Origin of the sequence: Streptococcus sp. 45 (genome assembly GCF_900108865.1) — a bacterium.
In the GTDB taxonomy this organism is placed as follows: domain Bacteria; phylum Bacillota; class Bacilli; order Lactobacillales; family Streptococcaceae; genus Streptococcus; species Streptococcus ruminicola.
This window is the reverse complement of record NZ_FNXZ01000008.1, coordinates 1-18,782: the sequence shown is the minus strand read 5'-3', so window position 1 is coordinate 18,782 and position 18,782 is coordinate 1. Positions and strand designations below refer to the sequence as shown.

The window sequence follows — 18,782 nt, the reverse complement described above, 5'->3', positions numbered from 1 at the left end:
GCTTTTTTAGTCACAAAAAAAGAGAGGATTTCCTCTCTTTATGGTTTATTCGACAATTAGCATACCATCTTTAACAGCAAATGGGTTCTTTTCGTTGATGCGGTCGTAGAACATGATACCATTTGTGTGGTCAATTTCGTGTTGGACAACGATTGAGTTGTAACCTTTAAGTTTGATGCGGTGTTTTTCACCGTTTTTATCAAAGTATTCAACAGTAACACGAGAGTGACGGACAACGTATCCTTCCACAACACGGTCAACTGACAAGCATCCTTCACCATCAGCAAGCGCAGCGTCTTGAACAGAGTGTGAGACAACTTTTGGGTTGTACATCACTTCTTGTAAGCTGTAAGCTTCTTTTGGTGGGTTACCATCTTTGTCTTCCATGTTTGGAACAAGAACAGCAATAATACGTTTTGAAACGTTCAATTGTGGTGCTGCCAAACCAACGCCTCCGCGCAAGCCCATTTTTTCAGCTGTTACAGGATCTTGAGAGTTTTTCAAGAACTGCATCATTTTTTCACCTAAGATGATTTCTTCATCAGATAATGGGAATGTGACATCGTCACAAACTTTACGCAAAGTTGGATGACCTTCACGAATAATATCGTTCATATTGATTAAATGACTTGGTTTTGCTAATTTTTCAATAACTGACATATTTTCTCCTCAAATTATTCTATATAACACTATAGCATAAAAATGCTTAACGAGAAAGTTATTGGCTTAGTTAGTGATCTTCAAGTCAATGAGTTGTGCCATATCTTTGATATAATAGTTAGGGCGACGTTTTTCAATAATGCCTAAATCGATAAATTCATGAATCACACGAAGTAAATGACGGTAGCTAACGCTGAATGAATCAGCAAGGCTAGTCAATTCTAACTTGAAGACGCCTTTGTCTTCAATCGCCAAGATGTGAGTGGCTAGACGTTCTTTAAGTGTGTAATTCAAATTCGTAGAAGCACGGATATTTTGCTCATAAAGTGATTGAGCGAGTCCTCTACTAAGATTTAGAAGCAAATCATTATCAGCTAATAATTCCTCGCGAATCCCAGTTAAAGGGAGTTGGATGACTAGGGTATCCTCAAGAGCGACAACTGAAGACACGATTGGCTGATCGGTTAATAATTCAATATCTCCGATAAGCGTTGGTTTTTCTTTGATATCTAAAATATGCTCTTTTCCGTTAAATAAGCGACGAACAATTTTTAATTTTCCTTTTGCAAAATAAGAGAGTGCTGTCAAAGCTTCTCCTTGATGACAAATGGCATCTCCAGCAACTAATTCGCGGACTTGCAATTTATCAAAATAATGTCTCGGAAAGATTTTTTCAAGCTGATAGTCTTGGATATATTTTTCTAAAGACACACAGACCTCCTTTGTTATGACAAAAGTCATATTTTTATGCGCTAACTTTGATTATACTGGAAATGGAGAAAAAAACAAGTAAGGAGTTTCTATGAAAACATTTTTGGAGAAATTTAGTCTCCTATCTCTATCTTTGATGCTGGTTTCGACGTTATCTCCGTCGACAGCATTACCCCAAATGATTACAACATTTCATCAGCAAGGATACGCTGCTAGTCAGGTGGAATTTCTATTTTCACTATCATCTTTTGCGATTCTTGCCATGTTGTTACTAAATCCAATTATCGAACGTCTAATCTCTGAACGTCTCAGTATCATCTTAGGTCTTCTTTTGATTGCCTTTGGTGGTAGTATGCCAGTCGTTTTTCAGACATATTCATTAGTTTTTGTATCACGTATTTTGCTTGGTATCGGGATTGGTTTGATCAATTCTCGTGCCATCAGTATTATCAGTGAGACTTATGCTGGACGTGAGCAAGCACAGATGCTCGGTCTTCGTGGTTCTTTTGAAATTATTGGTAATGCCTTGTTGACCATGATTGTTGGTTTCATCGTTGTTCTTGGTTGGTCATGGACATTTAGTGTTTATCTATTTGCTTTGCCAATTCTTGCTGTTTACCTTATTTTTGCACCCAAACCTAAGGTTGAAATAGAAGAAGTTCAACAAGATGAGACTCGTGCTAAATTTAGAAAAGAAGATATCTTGTATATCGTCGGACTATCTTTATTGGCAGGCTTTGTTATTAACATCAATAGTGCGAACAGCCTTCGAATCCCAGTTATTGTTGACCAATTGCATCTTGGAAGTCCTCGTCAAGCCAGCTTAATCTTGAGTGGCATGATGCTTATGGGAATTCTTTCAGGAATTTGTTTTGAAGGTTTGCTTGGACGCTTTAGCAAAAACTTGATTACCATTTCAATGATTCCATTTGCTCTTGGACTATTTATGGTAGGTTTTGCTAACAATCTTTGGGTGATGCTAATCGGTGCAATGCTATCAGGCTTCTGGTACAGTATTGTGGTTACCTGCGTCTTTAGTGATGTTTCAACTAACGTTTCACCGCAATTAATCGGAAATGCGACTACGCTTATCTTGATTTTCTGTAATCTTGGTGGGGCAAGCGCAGCAATTGTTTTGAACCTCTTCTCAAAATTTAGCCCACAACCAGGCTTTGCCTTTATCATTTACGCTGTTATCAGCTTGGTTATTTGCCTAGGTTTGATTATTAAAACACGTTTTTCAAAGAAAAATTAATTTGTGTTAAAGTCACGTTAAATTAAGGGAAAACCTTTGACAAAAGCAGAAGTAATCTGCTACAATAAGGACTGTCGTAAGACAAGTAACTTCTTCTTGGTCGTAGGATCCGCCAAAAACCTACCACTCGGATGAAGCAATATAAAGGAGAAAAATTATGGCAATCTCAAAAGAGAAAAAAAATGAAATCATCGCTCAATACGCACGTCACGAAGGTGACACAGGTTCAGTTGAAGTTCAAGTAGCTGTTCTTACTTGGGAAATCAACCACCTTAACGAACACATTAAACAACACAAAAAAGACCACGCTACTTACCGTGGATTGATGAAAAAAATCGGTCACCGTCGTAACTTGTTGGCATACCTTCGCCGCACAGACGTTAACCGTTACCGCGAATTGATCGCATCACTTGGTCTTCGTCGTTAATTTGACGTTCGGTCGAGCAAAAGCTTCTTGGGTTTTCCAAGGAGCTTTTTTAGTGTGCAAATGCTTCGTTTGATTAACAAAATTAATCAACTTCCCATTGGGTTGATTTTAATGAAAATGAGGTTTTACAGAAGATGAAAATGTCAAAAGTGGCAAAAGTATTAGTGTAAAAGGAAAAGATAGGTACATAAATGTATCCCCTTACATTGGCTTTACAATAAAAATGAAAAAGCTTACAAAAAATACTTGACCTTTTTTTGAAAAAGGGTTAGTATGGTTGGTGAGGAATATCACAATGATATGATGATTAAAGAATTTAACTTTTGATTTTGTGTAGTTTATGTAGTGAAGAGAACCTCAAGTAATAACGTTGAGTTTTGAAATTCCAGACTATACGGTCTTGTTTTTATTTTAGTATCAATCATTAATATAGTTCTTCTCAAAAAATGAGGCACTTATTTTTAAGGGTACTTATAAGGAGGTTTTCTTAATGGCTAAAGCAACAAATGCAGATGTAAAGAATAACGAGTTGAGCGCAGAAGAATTGGCTCAACAGTACACTGGAGCTCTTGTCGAAAAAGCTCTTGAAGCTGAACGTGTTTATGCAACTTATTCACAAGAACAAGTTGATAACATTGTCGCAGCGATGGCTCTTGCAGGTTCAGAAGCTTCGCTTGAATTAGCAAAAGAAGCTCATGCAGAAACTGGTCGTGGTGTCGTTGAAGATAAAGATATTAAGAACCACTTCGCTACTGAGTACGTTTATGAACGTATTAAAAATGAAAAAACAGTAGGTATCATTGGGGAAGATAAGGTTTCAGGAAGTATCCAAATCGCAGCACCTCTTGGTGTTTTGGCTGGTATTGTTCCAACAACAAACCCAACTTCAACAACAATGTTCAAGATTTTGGTGGCTCTTAAAACACGTAATGCGATTGTCTTTGCTTTCCACCCACAAGCGCAAAACTGTTCAGCACATGCCGCACAAATTCTTTATGATGCCGCAGTGAAAGCTGGTGCTCCAGAAAACATTGTTCAATGGATTGAAACACCATCTCTTGCAAATACATCAGCGCTTATCCAAAATCCGAAGATTGCTTCTATTTTGGCAACTGGTGGACCTGGTATGGTAAATGCCGCTCTTAAATCAGGTAACCCATCAATGGGTGTTGGTGCTGGTAATGGTGCTATCTACGTTGATGCAACAGCACACGTTGACCGCGCTGTTGAAGACTTATTGTTATCAAAACGTTTTGATAACGGTATGATTTGTGCCACTGAAAACTCTGCAGTTGTTGAAGCACCGATTTATGATGAATGGCTTCAAAAAATGCAGGATAAAGGTGCCTACCTTGTGCCTAAGAAGGACTATAAAAAACTCGAAGATTTTGTCTTTAATGACAGACACGGTGTTAACGGTCCAGTTGCTGGTATGCCAGCTCGCTGGATTTGTGAACAAGCCGGTGTGAAATTGCCAGAAGGTAAAGATGTTCTCTTATTTGAACTTGATAAGAAAAATATCGGTGAAAAACTATCTTCTGAAAAACTTTCTCCACTCCTTTCAGTTTATAAAGCTAAAGACCGTAAAGAAGGTGTTGAAATTGTTGAAGCACTTCTTGACTACCAAGGTGCAGGACACAATGCTGGTATTCAAATTGGTTCACAAGCAGACCCATTTGTTGCTGAATATGGTGATGCTGTGAAAGCATCTCGTGTCTTGGTTAACCAACCAGATTCAGTTGGAGGTATCGGTGATGTCTACACAGACGCACTTAAAGCTAGCTTAACACTTGGAACAGGATCATGGGGGAAAAATTCATTGTCACACAATCTTTCAACTGGCGATCTCTTAAATGTTAAGACAGTTGCCAAACGTCGCAACCGTCCTCAATGGATTCGCCTACCAGAAAAAACTTACTACGAAAAAAATGCCATTTCTTACTTGCAAGATGAATACGAACCAATGCAACGCGCTTTGATTGTTGCAGACCCAGGTATGGTTCAATTTGGTTTTGTTGATACTGTCCTTGCTCAATTGGCATTGCGTGATGAAAAAGTTGCGACATCAATTTACGGTACAATCAAACCAGACCCAACACTTGGTCAAACGATTGAAATTGCCAAACAAATGCGTGATTTCAAACCAGACACAGTTATCGCAGTCGGTGGTGGTTCTGCTCTTGATGCAGCTAAAATTGCACGTTACATCTACGAATACTCACTTGATCAAGAAGCTGATTTCCTTGACAGCTACGAAAATGTCAGCGAACTCTTCTTACGTTTGCAACAAAAATTCATTGATATCCGTAAACGTATCGTAAAATTCAAACATCAAACAGCAACTCGTCTCTTCTGTATCCCAACAACATCTGGTACAGGTTCAGAAGTAACACCTTACGCTGTTATTACTGATGATCATACTCACGTTAAATATCCATTGACTGACTATGAATTGACACCACAAGTTGCTATCGTGGACCCAGAATTTGTTATGACAGTGCCAAAACGCACAGTAGCTCTATCTGGTCTTGATACTTTGTCACATGCCCTTGAAGCTTATGTTTCAGTTATGGCATCTGATTTGACTCGTCCATGGTCACTTGAAGCTATCAAGTTGGTTATCGAAAACTTGGAAGATTCATATAACTATGATCCTAAACACCCAACACTTCGTGGTGAACAAGCGCGTGAAAATATGCACTACGCAGCAACACTTGCTGGTATGGCCTTCTCAAATGCCTTCCTAGGTATTAACCACTCAATCGCACACAAAACTGGTGGTGAATTTGGTCTTCCACATGGTCTAGCTATTTCAATCGCTATGCAACATGTTATTCGTTACAATGGTGTTGCAGGAAATGTGAAACGTTCAGTCTTCCCACGTTATGAAGAATATCGTGCACAACGTGATTACGCTGATATTGCTCGTAGCCTTGGTCTTCAAGGTAAAGATGATGCAGCATTAGTAGAAGCACTTTGCCAACGTATTGATGCTTTGATGAAAGCAGTTGATGTTGATCCACGTCTTTCTGCAAATGGTGTTACAAAAGAAGCCTTTGATGCAGCAGTTGATAAATTAGCATCACTTGCATACGATGATCAATGTACACCTGCTAACCCACGTCAACCTTACATTGCTGAGTTGAAACAATTATTGATTGACATGTTCTAATACCTCTTCTTAACAATTGTATTAGTTGACATTTTTAAGCCTCCCTTTGGGAGGCTTTTGTGGTAGAATGAAGGTGTTAATAAAAACGGTTAATCAGGGATTTTTGTAAGACCTGTCTAGAGATATTGCATTAAAGGAGACTGTTATGATTGGATCATTAATTGTTGGGGCTTTGATTGGGATAATTGCAGGAGCTATCACTAAGAAAGGTGAGTCAATGGGCTGCATTTATAATATTTTTGCTGGACTTGTGGGCTCATTTGTTGGTCAAAGTTTGTTTGGTTATTGGGGACCTAGTCTTGCTGGCATGGCAATTTTACCATCTGTACTTGGGGCCATTATCGTTATTGCAGTTGTTGATTTATTTTTTGGGTAATTATTTGATAAAACGCTATAAGAAGAAGCAGTTACTGTTTGGTAGCTGCTTTTTAATGATTCTTAAAAAACTGTGCTGCAAGCTCTGCTATTTCCTATAAAATGTGATAAAATAATGGAGATACGTGGTTTTATGCAAAGACGAGTTTATAAGTCTTTTACAGACTGGTTTTTGTAGAAAACAGACGTATCAAAATAAAATGTTAGAGGAATAAAAATGTCAAAACAAACTTTTGAAACGACTTTTGCAGGTCGTCCACTTGTTGTTGAAATTGGTCAAGTTGCTAAACAAGCTAACGGTGCTGCAGTGATTCGTTACGGTGAATCAACTGTTCTTAGTGCAGCTGTCATGTCTAAAAAAATGTCAACTGGTGACTTCTTCCCACTTCAAGTAAACTACGAAGAAAAAATGTATGCTGCTGGGAAATTTCCTGGTGGTTTCAACAAACGTGAAGGTCGTCCAACAACTGATGCGACATTGACAGCGCGTTTGATTGACCGTCCAATTCGTCCAATGTTTGCTGAAGGTTTCCGTAACGAAGTTCAAGTGATTAACACTGTTCTTTCTTATGATGAAGATGCTAGCGCACCAATGGCAGCCATGTTTGGTAGCTCACTTGCTTTGTCTATTTCAGACATTCCATTTAACGGACCTATCGCTGGTGTTCAAGTGGCTTACATCGATGGTGAATTCATCATTAACCCATCAGCTGAACAAAAAGAAGCATCACTTCTTGAATTGACTGTTGCCGGTACAAAAGAAGCCATCAACATGGTTGAATCTGGTGCTAAAGAATTGTCAGAAGACATTATGCTTGAAGCTCTTCTTAAAGGACATGAAGCAGTTCAAGAATTGATTGCCTTCCAAGAAGAAATCGTTGCAGCTGTTGGTAAAGAAAAAGCAGAAGTTGAATTGCTACAAGTTGACCCAGAATTGCAAGCTGAAATCATTGCAGCCTACAATGCGGACCTTCAAAAAGCTGTTCAAGTCGAAGAGAAAAAAGCGCGTGAAGCAGCAACAGAAGCTGTCAAAGAAGAAGTAACTGCTGTTTACGAAGAACGCTACGCAGACGATGAAAATTATGAAACAATCATGCGTGATGTGGCTGAAATTCTGGAACAAATGGAACACGCTGAAGTTCGTCGTTTGATTACAGAAGATAAGATTCGTCCTGATGGCCGTCGTGTTGACGAAATCCGTCCATTGGATGCTGAGATTGACTACCTTCCAAAAGTTCATGGTTCAGGTCTCTTCACACGTGGACAAACACAAGCCTTGTCAGTATTAACACTTGCTCCGATGGGAGAAACACAAATCGTTGATGGACTTGGTGCTGAGTACAAGAAACGTTTCTTGCACCACTACAATTTCCCACAATTCTCTGTTGGTGAAACTGGACGTTATGGTGCACCAGGCCGTCGTGAAATTGGTCACGGTGCTCTTGGAGAACGTGCCCTTGCTCAAGTTCTACCAAGTCTTGAAGAATTCCCATATGCTATCCGCCTTGTAGCTGAAGTTTTGGAATCAAATGGTTCATCTTCACAAGCCTCAATCTGTGCAGGTACCCTTGCTCTTATGGCTGGTGGTGTGCCAATCAAAGCACCAGTTGCTGGTATTGCCATGGGATTGATTTCAGATGGTAGCAACTACACAATCTTGACAGATATCCAAGGTCTTGAAGACCACTTTGGTGATATGGACTTTAAAGTTGCAGGTACACGTGAAGGTATTACGGCACTTCAAATGGATATCAAGATTGAAGGTATCACACCACAAATCTTGAAAGAAGCTCTTGCCCAAGCTAAGAAAGCTCGTTTTGAAATCCTTGATTTGATTGAAGCAACTATCCCAGCACCTCGTACTCACTTGGCACCAACAGCACCAAAAATTGATACAATCAAGATTGATGTTGATAAAATCAAAGTGGTTATTGGTAAAGGTGGTGAAACCATCGATAAAATTATCGAAGAAACTGGTGTTAAAATTGACATTGACGATGAAGGAAATGTTTCAATTTACTCATCAGACCAAGCAGCTATCGACCGTGCCAAAGAAATTATTGCTGGTTTAGTTCGTGAAGCTAAAGTTGGTGAAGTTTACCACGCTAAAGTTGTTCGTATTGAAAAATTCGGTGCTTTTGTTAACCTCTTTGATAAGACAGATGCCCTTGTTCACATTTCAGAAATTGCATGGACACGTACAGCTAACGTTTCTGATGTACTTGAAGTTGGTGACGAAGTTGATGTTAAAGTTATCAAAGTAGATGACAAAGGACGTGTTGATGCGTCAATGAAAGCTCTTCTTCCACGTCCACCAAGAGCTGAAAAACATGAAAAAGAACACAAAGGGCACTCACCATTTGGCGGACACTTGCGTGATCACAAAGAAAAACACGATAAAATCGACTAATCACTTTTTGGCTTGCTCATCTTTTTATAAATGTGGAGTTTAACGATGACAAATTTAAATGAACTTGATATTCGTTTGCGCGCGTTTGTTAACGCACCAGACAACTTTTTAGATAGCATTGCGCTTGTCAATGCCTTGCACAACATCCCAGTTTTGGCTAGTGATCAACCTTATGCTCTTGATATTGAAGGGCAAAAGGTGACTCCTGTCTTTTCTGATAAGGAAGATTTGGAAACTTTCAAATCTGAACAAGCTAGTGCCAATGATCAAAATTGGGTTGAACGTCCAACTTTGGATGTTTTAAAAGAAGTCATTGAAAAAGGATTAACTGGAATTGTCTTTAACCTTAAGAAAACAGGCGATTTTGGCAATTCAACTATCTTCAAAAGTAGTGAATTAATCCAATTTTTGAATGCATACACAACTATTTTAAATAAACTTATGGGTGAAGAAAACCTTGCGGCGGATACTTTGGATAAATACTATCTTGTCCCAGCTTTTGTTCACCCACGTGATGATAAAAGCTTTGACCGTATGTTCCCAACAATGTCTACACCAGAAGGTAAAAGCTATGTCCCAGCCTTTTCAAATCTTCAAAGCTTTGCTAAATGGTATAATCATAAAGACTTTGGAACACCATTTCGCAATGCTCAAGGAAGTATTTTGACGTGGCGTTTGGCTGATATTTATCAACCTGGACACGGTGAAAACGACATTGATGAAACGGTCGGAGTTGCCATTAATCCCTTTGATGACCAACAAATTCTTGTTGATTGGTCTGAAATCGACGAAGACGAATAAAAGAAAGGAGAAGATATGGGTTGGTGGAAAGAAACCATTGATATTGTAAAGAAAAACGATCCAGCGGCTCGTAGCTCTCTGGAGATTATACTAACTTACCCTGGTGTCAAAGCCTTGGCTGCGCATCGTATCTCACATTTCTTGTGGAAACATGGCTTGAAATTATTAGCGCGCATGCATAGCCAATTCTGGCGCTTTTGGACACAAATTGAAATTCACCCAGGAGCTGAAATTGCTGAGGGTGTCTTTATCGACCATGGTTCTGGTCTTGTTATTGGTGAAACAGCAATTGTAGAAAAAGGAGTTATGCTTTATCATGGTGTGACTCTGGGCGGAACGGGTAAGGATGTCGGAAAACGTCACCCAACCGTTCGCGAAGGAGCACTTGTTTCAGCGCACGCACAGGTTATTGGACCAATCGAAATTGGAAAAAATTCCAAAGTCGGTGCGGCAGCTGTCGTTGTATCGGATGTTCCAGCAGATGTAACAGTAGTCGGAGTACCAGCGAAAGTTGTTCGTGTTCATGGTAAAAAAGATGAAAATGCCATTCATGACCTTGAAGAACACCGTGAGTACTATACTTCAAAACTTGAAGCAGCTTGCTACGAAAGTTTACATTCATCAAAACTTTAATAAAAACTAAGATGAGATTGGAGGAAGGAACATGACAATTAAAATTTACGATACAATGACCAGAAGTCTTCGTGACTTTGCCCCAATTACTGAAAATACAGTTAACATGTATGTTTGTGGACCGACTGTTTATAACTATATTCACATTGGGAATGCTCGAAGCGTCGTTGCTTTTGACACCATTCGCCGTTATTTTGAATACCGTGGCTACAAAGTAAATTATATTTCTAACTTTACTGACGTCGATGATAAAATCATCAAAGGTGCGGCAGCGGCTGGCATGGACACAAAGGCGTTTTCTGATAAATTCATTGCAGCCTTTATGGAAGATGTCAAAGAACTTGGTGTTGAACCAGCAACAAAAAATCCACGTGTCATTGATTACATGGATGAAATCATTGCTTTTGTCAAAGACCTAGTGGACAAAGGTTTTGCTTATGAAGCAAATGGCGATGTGTATTTCCGTGTGGCTAAAAGCAAAAACTATGCTAAATTAGCAAATAAAACTTTGGAAGACCTTGAAGTTGGTGCCAGCGGTCGTGTTGATGGCGAAGGCGACATCAAAGAAAATCCGCTTGATTTTGCCCTTTGGAAAGCTGCTAAACCAGGTGAAGTTTCATGGAAAAGCCCTTGGGGACAAGGACGTCCTGGTTGGCACATTGAATGTTCTGTAATGGCGACAAGTATCTTGGGTGATACCATTGATATTCATGGTGGTGGAGCTGATTTGGAATTTCCACACCACACTAATGAAATTGCTCAATCAGAAGCCAAAACTGGAAAAACATTTGCTAATTACTGGATGCACAATGGTTTTGTCAATGTTGACAATGAAAAAATGTCAAAATCACTTGGAAACTTCGTAACAGTTCATGATATGTTAAAAACTGTCGATGGCCAAGTACTACGTTTTTTCCTTGCGACACAACAATACCGCAAACCAGTGAACTTTACCGAAAAAGCTGTTCATGATGCATCTGTTAACCTTAAGTATTTGAAAAATACCTTTACCTTGCCACTTGGAGAAGCTGTTGATGCAGCTGAACTTGCAAAATTCAAGGCTGATTTTGAAGCAGCTATGGATGATGATTTCAACACAGCAAATGGTATTACAGTTGTCTTTGACATGGCGAAATGGATTAATTCAGGGAATTATGACCAAGTAACCAAAGATACTTTTGCTAAAATGCTTGCTGTATTTGGTATTGTTTTTGAAGAAGAAGTGCTTGATGCGGATATCGAAGCATTGATTGAAAAACGCCAAGAAGCCCGTGCAAATCGTGATTTTGCAACAGCAGATGCTATTCGTGATCAGCTAGCAGCTCAAGGTATCAAATTGCTTGATACTAAAGATGGTGTGAGGTGGACACGTGACTAAGGTAGATGTCAATCTTATTAATGGTATTGCTCTTGCTTTTGAAGGAGATGCCATTTATTCGACTTATATTCGTAAACACTTGATTTTTCAAGGTATGACAAAACCTAATCAATTGCACCGCAAAGCAACGATGTATGTTTCAGCCAAAGCTCAAGCAATGCTGATTAATATGATGTTAGAAGCGCAGCTATTGACGGAAAAAGAAGAAGAAATCTATAAGCGCGGCCGCAATACAAATAGTCATACCAAAGCTAAAAATGCTGACGTTGTGACTTACCGCATGTCGACAGGTTTTGAAGCTGTCATGGGCTATCTTCACATGACTGAGCAGATTGATCGTCTCGAAGAGCTTATCGATTGGTGTATCCAAGCGGTTGAAAAAATTGAAGATTAAGTAAAAAATAAAAATAGCCAGTTCTCGCATGAGAGCTGGTTTTCATGTTATAATAGCACTATGAAGAACAAAGAATTTAATGATCAAAATGACATCGTTTATGGTGTACATGCAGTAACAGAAGCCCTTCAAGCTAATACAGGAAATAAACTCTACATCCAAGACGACTTGCGTGGAAAAAATGTTGATAAAATCAAAAGCTTAGCCACAGAGAAAAAAGTCTCTATTTCTTGGACACCTAAAAAAACACTTAGTGACATGACAAATGGTGCCGTTCACCAAGGTTTTGTTTTACGCGTTTCAGAATTTGCTTATGCTGAATTAGATAGCATTTTGGAAAAAGCTGCGCAGGAAGAAAATCCACTAATTCTGATTTTGGATGGACTCAACGACCCGCATAATTTTGGCTCAATTTTGCGAACAGCTGACGCAACAAATGTCACTGGTGTGATTATTCCAAAACATCGTGCGGTTGGTGTGACACCTGTGGTTGCTAAAACGTCAACTGGCGCTGTCGAACATGTTCCGATTGCTCGTGTGACAAACCTCAGCCAAACACTTGATAAATTGAAAGAACAAGGGTTCTGGGTATTTGGTACTGATATGAACGGAACGCCATCACACAAATGGAATACAGCTGGCAAACTAGCCCTAATCATTGGTAATGAAGGAAAAGGCATTTCGCCAAACATCAAAAAACAAGTGGATGAAATGATTACGATTCCGATGAACGGTCACGTTCAAAGTTTAAATGCTAGTGTGGCAGCAGCGGTATTGATGTACGAAGTTTTCCGTCATAAAGTGGATTAATTTTTGTAAGACTTGATGAGCCATCTGTGAAAGGACTAAAAAATGAAGAAAAGAATCCTCTTAGTTGATGGTTATAATATGATTGCCTTTTGGCAGGAAACACGTCAACTCTTTAAGACAAATCGATTAGACGAAGCACGCAATATTTTGCTGCGTAAGCTTAATAACTATGCCCATTTTGAAAATCTGGATATTATTTGTGTCTTTGATGCCCAGTATGTTCCGGGTTTGCGTCAACGTTATGACCAATATAAAATCCAAGTTATCTTTACTGAAGAAGATGAAACAGCTGATTCTTATATTGAACGTACAGCAGCTGAACTAAATACACCACGCCATCTTGTGGAAGTTGCAACCAGTGATTTAAACGAACAATGGACGGTCTTTTCACAAGGTGCCCTTCGGGTGTCAGCTCGTGAATTGGAGCGGCGCGTAAATACGGTTAAATCAGACTTAGACAAAATGTCGAAACACATTGACTTAACCACACCAAAACTCAGTCCATGGAATGATGGACAAATGGATAAATTAAAACAATTACTTGATGATATTTAAAACATCAAAGGACTTTTTTTAAAGGAGCTCGCTAATTGCGGGCTTTTTTGTTATAATGAAAAAGAATTCATTTGATTATCAAAGTATTTTTGGTGACAATGATTGATAACATTGAACGTATGATTGTTTTTATAGTAAAGGGAGAATTATGACTTTTAAATTACTAACGGATTCAACAGCAGACTTAGATGAAAATTGGGCAACTGCTCATGATGTTGAAATCCTAGGACTAACCATTCAATTAGACGGGGAAATCTATGAAACGGTTGGTCCAAATCGTTTGACTAGTGAAAAATTACTAGAAAGCATGAAAAATGGTGGTAAACCAACGACTAGTCAAGTTAATGTGGGACAATTTGAAGAAAGTTTCCGTCGTCATGCACAAAATGGTGATGCGGTGCTTTACCTAGCTTTTTCTTCTGTCTTATCAGGAACTTACCAAAGTTCAATGATTGCGCGTGATCTTGTTTTAGAAGAATTTCCAGATGCGACTATCGAAATCGTTGATACCTTGGCAGCAGCAGGTGGAGAAGGGTATTTATCTGTCCTAGCAGCTGCAGCGCGTGATGAAGGCAAGACACTCGAAGAAACTAAAGCGATGATTATTGATATTTTGCCTCGCTTACGAACATATTTCCTAGTTGATGACCTTTATCATTTGATGCGTGGCGGTCGTTTATCAAAAACATCTGCTATCATGGGAAGTTTAGCTAATATCAAACCTCTTTTGTGGTTGGATGCCACAGGAAAACTTGTTCCACTAGCAAAAATTCGTGGACGCAAAAAAGCACTAAAAGAAGTTGTTTCTCAAGCGACCAAATCTATCGCTCATAGAACAGCTGTTGTTGCCTATGCTAATGATTTAGAAGGTGCTGAAAGCTTGAAAGAATCATTGCTCGAACATGACATGATTGATGAGGTTCTTATTATGCCATTAGGTCCAGTTATCTCAGCTCACGTAGGGCCTGGAACGTTAGCTGTCTTTACAATCGGAAAAGACGCACGATAAAATCAAAAAAGTGGACTTAGTCTGCTTTTTTTGTAAAACATAATGACGGTGGTATTTAATATTTGAATTGGAGTGAGGGAAGATGGTTGTAGCTATTGAGACGGTTGGTTTGTGTCTGTTCTTTTTTATCTTGTGCTTTTTAGGGACAGGAACTGATGATAAAAATTTAAAAAGTTTTTCATCGTATCCAGATGAAGTTCAGACTTTGATAAGAAATAATGAGGATTATCGAGCAAAAGTTAAAACAACTAATAAGTGTGTGGCATTCTTGCTAAATTTTTTAATCTTTTTGGTAATATTATTTATTTTGGGAATAGCTATTAGAAAGCCAAACTTTTTACACAATTTCATTTGTTTAAGCATTATAGGACAAGGATTGAATTTATTTGATTTACTTGTGATTGATTTAATTTGGTGGAGACGTACAAAACGCATTCGTTTTACAAAAATCCCTGAAAAAGACCTATATCAGAATCCTAGAAAACATATAGAATCATTTACAAGAGCTTTTGTGATGTATCTTCTAATTGCCGTAATAGATGGTTATTTGCTGCAATTTTTGTAACGTCAAATTGATGAATGGGCTATGTCAAAGAGTTTTGCTATGATGTCAAAAGGTATTTGCTAGTATTCAAATGAAAAAAAGAGGATAATTTTGGTGAAAGGTGGAAAAAATGAATATCAGTGAATTACGAAAACAATATCAGATGAGTCAAGATGATTTTGCCAATATTTTTCATGTATCAAGGCAGACTGTATCAAATTGGGAAAATGGGAAAAGCTATCCAGATGTAGAAATGCTGGTTAAAATTAGTGATTATTTTGGCATCTCTGTTGACCAATTAATTAAAAAAGAAACTATACCAAGTGTAGCAAAAAATTCTGATAAGCAGAAGAAGCTGTGGCCAATGCTTGCTGTAATTACCACAGTGGTTTGCCTTATCGGAGCATTCTTTTTGTATAACTATAATGAAGAACACTCAGTCAAGTTTTCAATGAAAAAAGATAAGACTTATGGTCAAAGTGCAACTAGCCAAAAAACTTTAGAAGTTGCTAAAGGTTATTTTAAATTGCCAGAAGATAAAAAGTTGAATCTTAAAGTAAATGGGATGACAGACGATGGAGATTTACATTTAAGTATTGTTGATGAAAATAACAAGTGTTGCTATCAACTTGATGGCGATGAATTAAAAGATAGCCAAAAACTTTACTTCAAAAAAGGTTCTTATCAAGTTCAAATCACTGCCAATCATTATCATGAAAAGGTTGTTAGTTTGGACTATAATGTGAGTGTTAAGGGGTAGATTTCACAATAGTTATAACCAGTCATAAAAAAATTCAATACCCACAATTTGCCTTCTTCCTTGAGAGAAGTGATATAATTTTAAAAAATCAAGGGAGGTAGATTGATGACTTTATCGTATGCTGTACTTGGAAGTGGTGCGATGGGACTACGCTTTGGCCTATTGCTGAAGGAACATTTGAAAGCTCAAGTTGATTTTATCGATACTTGGCAAGAACAAGTTGATACAATTCAAAAACAAGGTGGTGTCTACCAGTCACGTGATGGCAAGAATCGTCATTTGGTTCCAATTGATATTTATCTACCAGAAAACTATCGTGGAAAACCAGATGTCTTGATTATTTTTGACAAACAAATGCATCTGCAAGAATTATTGGAGCGAAGCAAACACTTCTTCAATAGTAGTCAGTATGTTTTTACCGGTATGAATGGCATGGGACATATTGAGAAAATCAATCATTATTTTGCACCTGAAAAAGTATTAGCTGGAACCTGTTTGATTGGGACAGTTTTAAAAGCAGCAGGAGACGTGGATTTTATCGGAAAAGCTGGAGTAGGTTCTATTAATGTTGCAGCACAGTCAGGAAAACTTGATGTGGTTCAAGAAGAAATTTTAGCAGATTTTAAAGCCGCAAACCTAAATCCAAATGTGACAGATAATTTCTTAGGAACTCTTTATACAAAGGTAGTTTTCAATTCTGTGATTAATACAATTTGTACTCTTTTTGAAATCCGAATGGGTCAATTTATTGATTATCAGGGAGCAGAGAAACTGGGGAGACAACTAATTGATGAAGCGTATGATGTAGCAAGTCTAGCAGGTATTGAACCACTTAATAACCGCGAAAAAGAGTGGGAAACTATCCGTTATGTCAGTGAGGAAACCAGTCCACTTCACTATCCATCAATGTATCAAGATATGAGCAAAGGGCGTCAGACAGAAGTAGATTATATTAATGGCTATATTTATGAGTTGGGCTTAGTAAACGGCTACCAAGCCAAGACACATGACTTCTTGCGTCACCTAGTTCATCTAGCTGAAAACACGCGAAAATACCGCTAAGCGTTTTCTTTTAAAAAGACGAAAAAACTTAGAAAAGATTAGTCATAACTGTTGACTTACTACCACTTTTTTTGGTATTATAATAAACGGTATTGTTTACCCCATTTGTAAGGCCCCGGAACCTTTCAAATAACTCGTGGACCGGAACATCCACACTTTGTAAACAAAAACGAATTCGTATAGGAGAACTCATGAACAAAACAACATTCATGGCTAAACCAGGCCAAGTTGAACGTAAATGGTACGTTGTTGACGCAACAGATGTACCTCTTGGACGTCTTTCTGCAGTAGTTGCTAGCGTACTTCGCGGAAAAAACAAACCAACATTCACACCACACACTGATACAGGTGACTTCGTTATCGTTATCAATGCTGAAAAAGTTAAATTAACTGGTAAAAAAGCAACTGATAAAATCTACTACACTCACTCAATGTATCCAGGTGGATTGAAACAAATCTCAGCAGGTGAACTTCGTTCTAAAAATGCTGTTCGCTTGATTGAAAAATCAGTTAAAGGCATGCTTCCACACAACACTCTTGGACGTGCACAAGGCATGAAATTGAAAGTCTTCGTTGGTAGCGAACACACACACGCTGCTCAACAACCAGAAGTACTTGATATTAAAGGACTTATCTAAGAGAGAAAGGAGCATCTATTAAATGGCACAAGCACAATACACAGGTACTGGTCGTCGTAAAAACGCTGTTGCACGCGTACGTTTGGTCCCAGGTACTGGTAAAATCACAGTTAACAAAAAAGATGTAGAAGAATACATCCCACATGCTGACCTTCGTCTTGTTATCAACCAACCATTCGCAGTTACTTCAACTGTTGGTTCATACGACGTTTTCGTTAACGTTGTAGGTGGTGGTTACGCAGGTCAATCAGGAGCTATCCGTCACGGTATCGCTCGCGCATTGCTTCAAGTAGACCCAGACTTCCGTGATTCATTGAAACGCGCTGGTCTTCTTACACGTGATGCACGTATGGTTGAACGTAAAAAACCAGGTCTTAAAAAAGCTCGTAAAGCTTCACAATTCTCAAAACGTTAATCCGTTTTCCAGATTTGTACAAAAGAACACTCTTTGGAGTGTTCTTTTTTTGCTTTTGAAAAAATTGTTGGAGCAGAATTTTAGAAAAGGACTCAGAATGCATTCATGTGCCTCTTAAAATGCCTGAAAGAGCCTTACTGCCCTATAAAAGGGAAAAGTGATAGAACGTGATTTGATGCTTAAATAGAGCCTGTGAGAGCGTCTGATCGAATAAATCAAAAAAAGCTAAAAAACCTGTTGACAGAGGAAATGAAGTTTAGTATACTAAATAAGCTGTTGTTTGAGGCAGCAAACATTTCAAAAGGCTTTGAAAAAAAGTTAAAAAAACTTCTTGACAAAGCGTTAAAGAAATGCTAAACTAATATAGCTGTTGTTCGAGAGAGCGACGGAAACAAGTTTGAAACAAAGTTGAAAAAAACTGTTGACAACGAGTTTCAGATTTGATAGAATATAGAAGTTGTCTCGAGTGAGACAAAGACCTTTGAAAACTGAACAATACGAACCAAACGTGTGGGTTACGGAAGTAACCTGTCAAAAAACGATAAATCTGTCAGTGACAGAATGAGAACAAGATTAAATGAGAGTTTGATCCTGGCTCAGGACGAACGCTGGCGGCGTGCCTAATACATGCAAGTAGAACGCTGAAGACTTTAGCTTGCTAAAGTTGGAAGAGTTGCGAACGGGTGAGTAACGCGTAGGTAACCTGCCTACTAGCGGGGGATAACTATTGGAAACGATAGCTAATACCGCATAACAGCATTTAACCCATGTTA

General features: G+C 38.5%; 19 protein-coding genes and 1 rRNA gene. 18 read left to right on the top strand and 2 right to left on the bottom strand.

All coding sequences use genetic code 11. The features are described from left to right. Positions 1-45: 45 nt before the first annotated feature. Both def and BMX18_RS08935 read right to left on the bottom strand, forming a co-directional pair. Positions 46-660: a peptide deformylase gene (def, locus tag BMX18_RS08940; RefSeq protein WP_039697537.1), complete on the bottom strand. Its 615-nt coding sequence runs from the start codon at positions 658-660 to the stop codon at positions 46-48. Between the two features lie 66 nt (positions 661-726). After that, a complete protein-coding gene (locus BMX18_RS08935; RefSeq protein ID WP_052071136.1) occupies positions 727-1,401 on the bottom strand; it encodes a cyclic nucleotide-binding domain-containing protein in 675 nt (224 codons plus the stop codon). Between the two features lie 61 nt (positions 1,402-1,462). On the opposite strand from BMX18_RS08935, the gene BMX18_RS08930 reads away from it, so the two are divergent. From BMX18_RS08930 to BMX18_RS08845, 18 genes are all read left to right on the top strand, one after another. Continuing rightward, positions 1,463-2,626 carry an MFS transporter gene (locus BMX18_RS08930; protein WP_093816080.1) on the top strand — a complete coding sequence of 388 codons (1,164 nt, stop codon included), beginning with the start codon at positions 1,463-1,465 and terminating at the stop codon, positions 2,624-2,626. 157 nt (positions 2,627-2,783) lie between these two features. After that, positions 2,784-3,053 (top strand): 30S ribosomal protein S15, encoded by a 270-nt coding sequence (gene rpsO, locus BMX18_RS08925; protein ID WP_003063161.1) that lies wholly within the window; start codon positions 2,784-2,786, stop codon positions 3,051-3,053. A 490-nt stretch (positions 3,054-3,543) separates the two neighbouring features. Then, positions 3,544-6,225, top strand: a complete 2,682-nt coding sequence (adhE, locus tag BMX18_RS08920) for a bifunctional acetaldehyde-CoA/alcohol dehydrogenase (RefSeq protein ID WP_093816078.1) — start codon at positions 3,544-3,546, stop codon at positions 6,223-6,225. A gap of 145 nt (positions 6,226-6,370) precedes the next feature. Continuing rightward, a complete protein-coding gene (locus BMX18_RS08915) occupies positions 6,371-6,601 on the top strand; it encodes a GlsB/YeaQ/YmgE family stress response membrane protein (protein ID WP_006531339.1) in 231 nt (76 codons plus the stop codon). Positions 6,602-6,817: 216 nt separating this feature from the next. Further along, positions 6,818-9,010 carry a polyribonucleotide nucleotidyltransferase gene (gene pnp, locus BMX18_RS08910; RefSeq protein WP_074565000.1) on the top strand — a complete coding sequence of 731 codons (2,193 nt, stop codon included), beginning with the start codon at positions 6,818-6,820 and terminating at the stop codon, positions 9,008-9,010. 45 nt (positions 9,011-9,055) lie between these two features. Beyond that, positions 9,056-9,811, top strand: coding sequence for an SseB family protein (locus tag BMX18_RS08905; protein ID WP_039697541.1), 756 nt, complete (start codon positions 9,056-9,058; stop codon positions 9,809-9,811). A gap of 15 nt (positions 9,812-9,826) precedes the next feature. Then, entirely contained in the window at positions 9,827-10,444 is a 618-nt protein-coding gene (gene cysE, locus BMX18_RS08900) for a serine O-acetyltransferase (protein ID WP_020916093.1), read from the top strand. A 31-nt stretch (positions 10,445-10,475) separates the two neighbouring features. Beyond that, positions 10,476-11,822 (top strand): cysteine--tRNA ligase, encoded by a 1,347-nt coding sequence (gene cysS, locus BMX18_RS08895; RefSeq protein ID WP_093816076.1) that lies wholly within the window; start codon positions 10,476-10,478, stop codon positions 11,820-11,822. Next, on the top strand, positions 11,815-12,216 hold the full coding sequence (locus tag BMX18_RS08890; protein ID WP_003067681.1) for a Mini-ribonuclease 3: 402 nt from the start codon (positions 11,815-11,817) through the stop codon (positions 12,214-12,216). The genes cysS and BMX18_RS08890 overlap by 8 nt, the downstream gene beginning before the upstream one ends. A gap of 60 nt (positions 12,217-12,276) precedes the next feature. Beyond that, positions 12,277-13,026 (top strand): 23S rRNA (guanosine(2251)-2'-O)-methyltransferase RlmB, encoded by a 750-nt coding sequence (rlmB, locus tag BMX18_RS08885; protein WP_093816074.1) that lies wholly within the window; start codon positions 12,277-12,279, stop codon positions 13,024-13,026. 42 nt (positions 13,027-13,068) lie between these two features. Continuing rightward, positions 13,069-13,581 (top strand): NYN domain-containing protein, encoded by a 513-nt coding sequence (locus BMX18_RS08880; RefSeq protein WP_093816072.1) that lies wholly within the window; start codon positions 13,069-13,071, stop codon positions 13,579-13,581. Between the two features lie 148 nt (positions 13,582-13,729). After that, on the top strand, positions 13,730-14,590 hold the full coding sequence (locus tag BMX18_RS08875; protein WP_006531347.1) for a DegV family protein: 861 nt from the start codon (positions 13,730-13,732) through the stop codon (positions 14,588-14,590). A gap of 82 nt (positions 14,591-14,672) precedes the next feature. Continuing rightward, positions 14,673-15,155, top strand: coding sequence for a hypothetical protein (locus BMX18_RS08870; protein ID WP_039697546.1), 483 nt, complete (start codon positions 14,673-14,675; stop codon positions 15,153-15,155). Positions 15,156-15,264: 109 nt separating this feature from the next. Next, complete coding sequence (locus tag BMX18_RS08865) at positions 15,265-15,894, top strand: helix-turn-helix transcriptional regulator (protein WP_093816070.1); 630 nt, start codon at positions 15,265-15,267, stop codon at positions 15,892-15,894. A gap of 105 nt (positions 15,895-15,999) precedes the next feature. Further along, a complete protein-coding gene (locus BMX18_RS08860; RefSeq protein WP_093816068.1) occupies positions 16,000-16,956 on the top strand; it encodes a ketopantoate reductase family protein in 957 nt (318 codons plus the stop codon). A gap of 191 nt (positions 16,957-17,147) precedes the next feature. After that, positions 17,148-17,594, top strand: coding sequence for a 50S ribosomal protein L13 (gene rplM, locus BMX18_RS08855; protein ID WP_003063191.1), 447 nt, complete (start codon positions 17,148-17,150; stop codon positions 17,592-17,594). Positions 17,595-17,616: 22 nt separating this feature from the next. Beyond that, complete coding sequence (gene rpsI / locus BMX18_RS08850; RefSeq protein WP_003067667.1) at positions 17,617-18,009, top strand: 30S ribosomal protein S9; 393 nt, start codon at positions 17,617-17,619, stop codon at positions 18,007-18,009. A gap of 573 nt (positions 18,010-18,582) precedes the next feature. Further along, positions 18,583-18,782, top strand: a 16S ribosomal RNA gene (locus BMX18_RS08845); the annotation flags it as partial.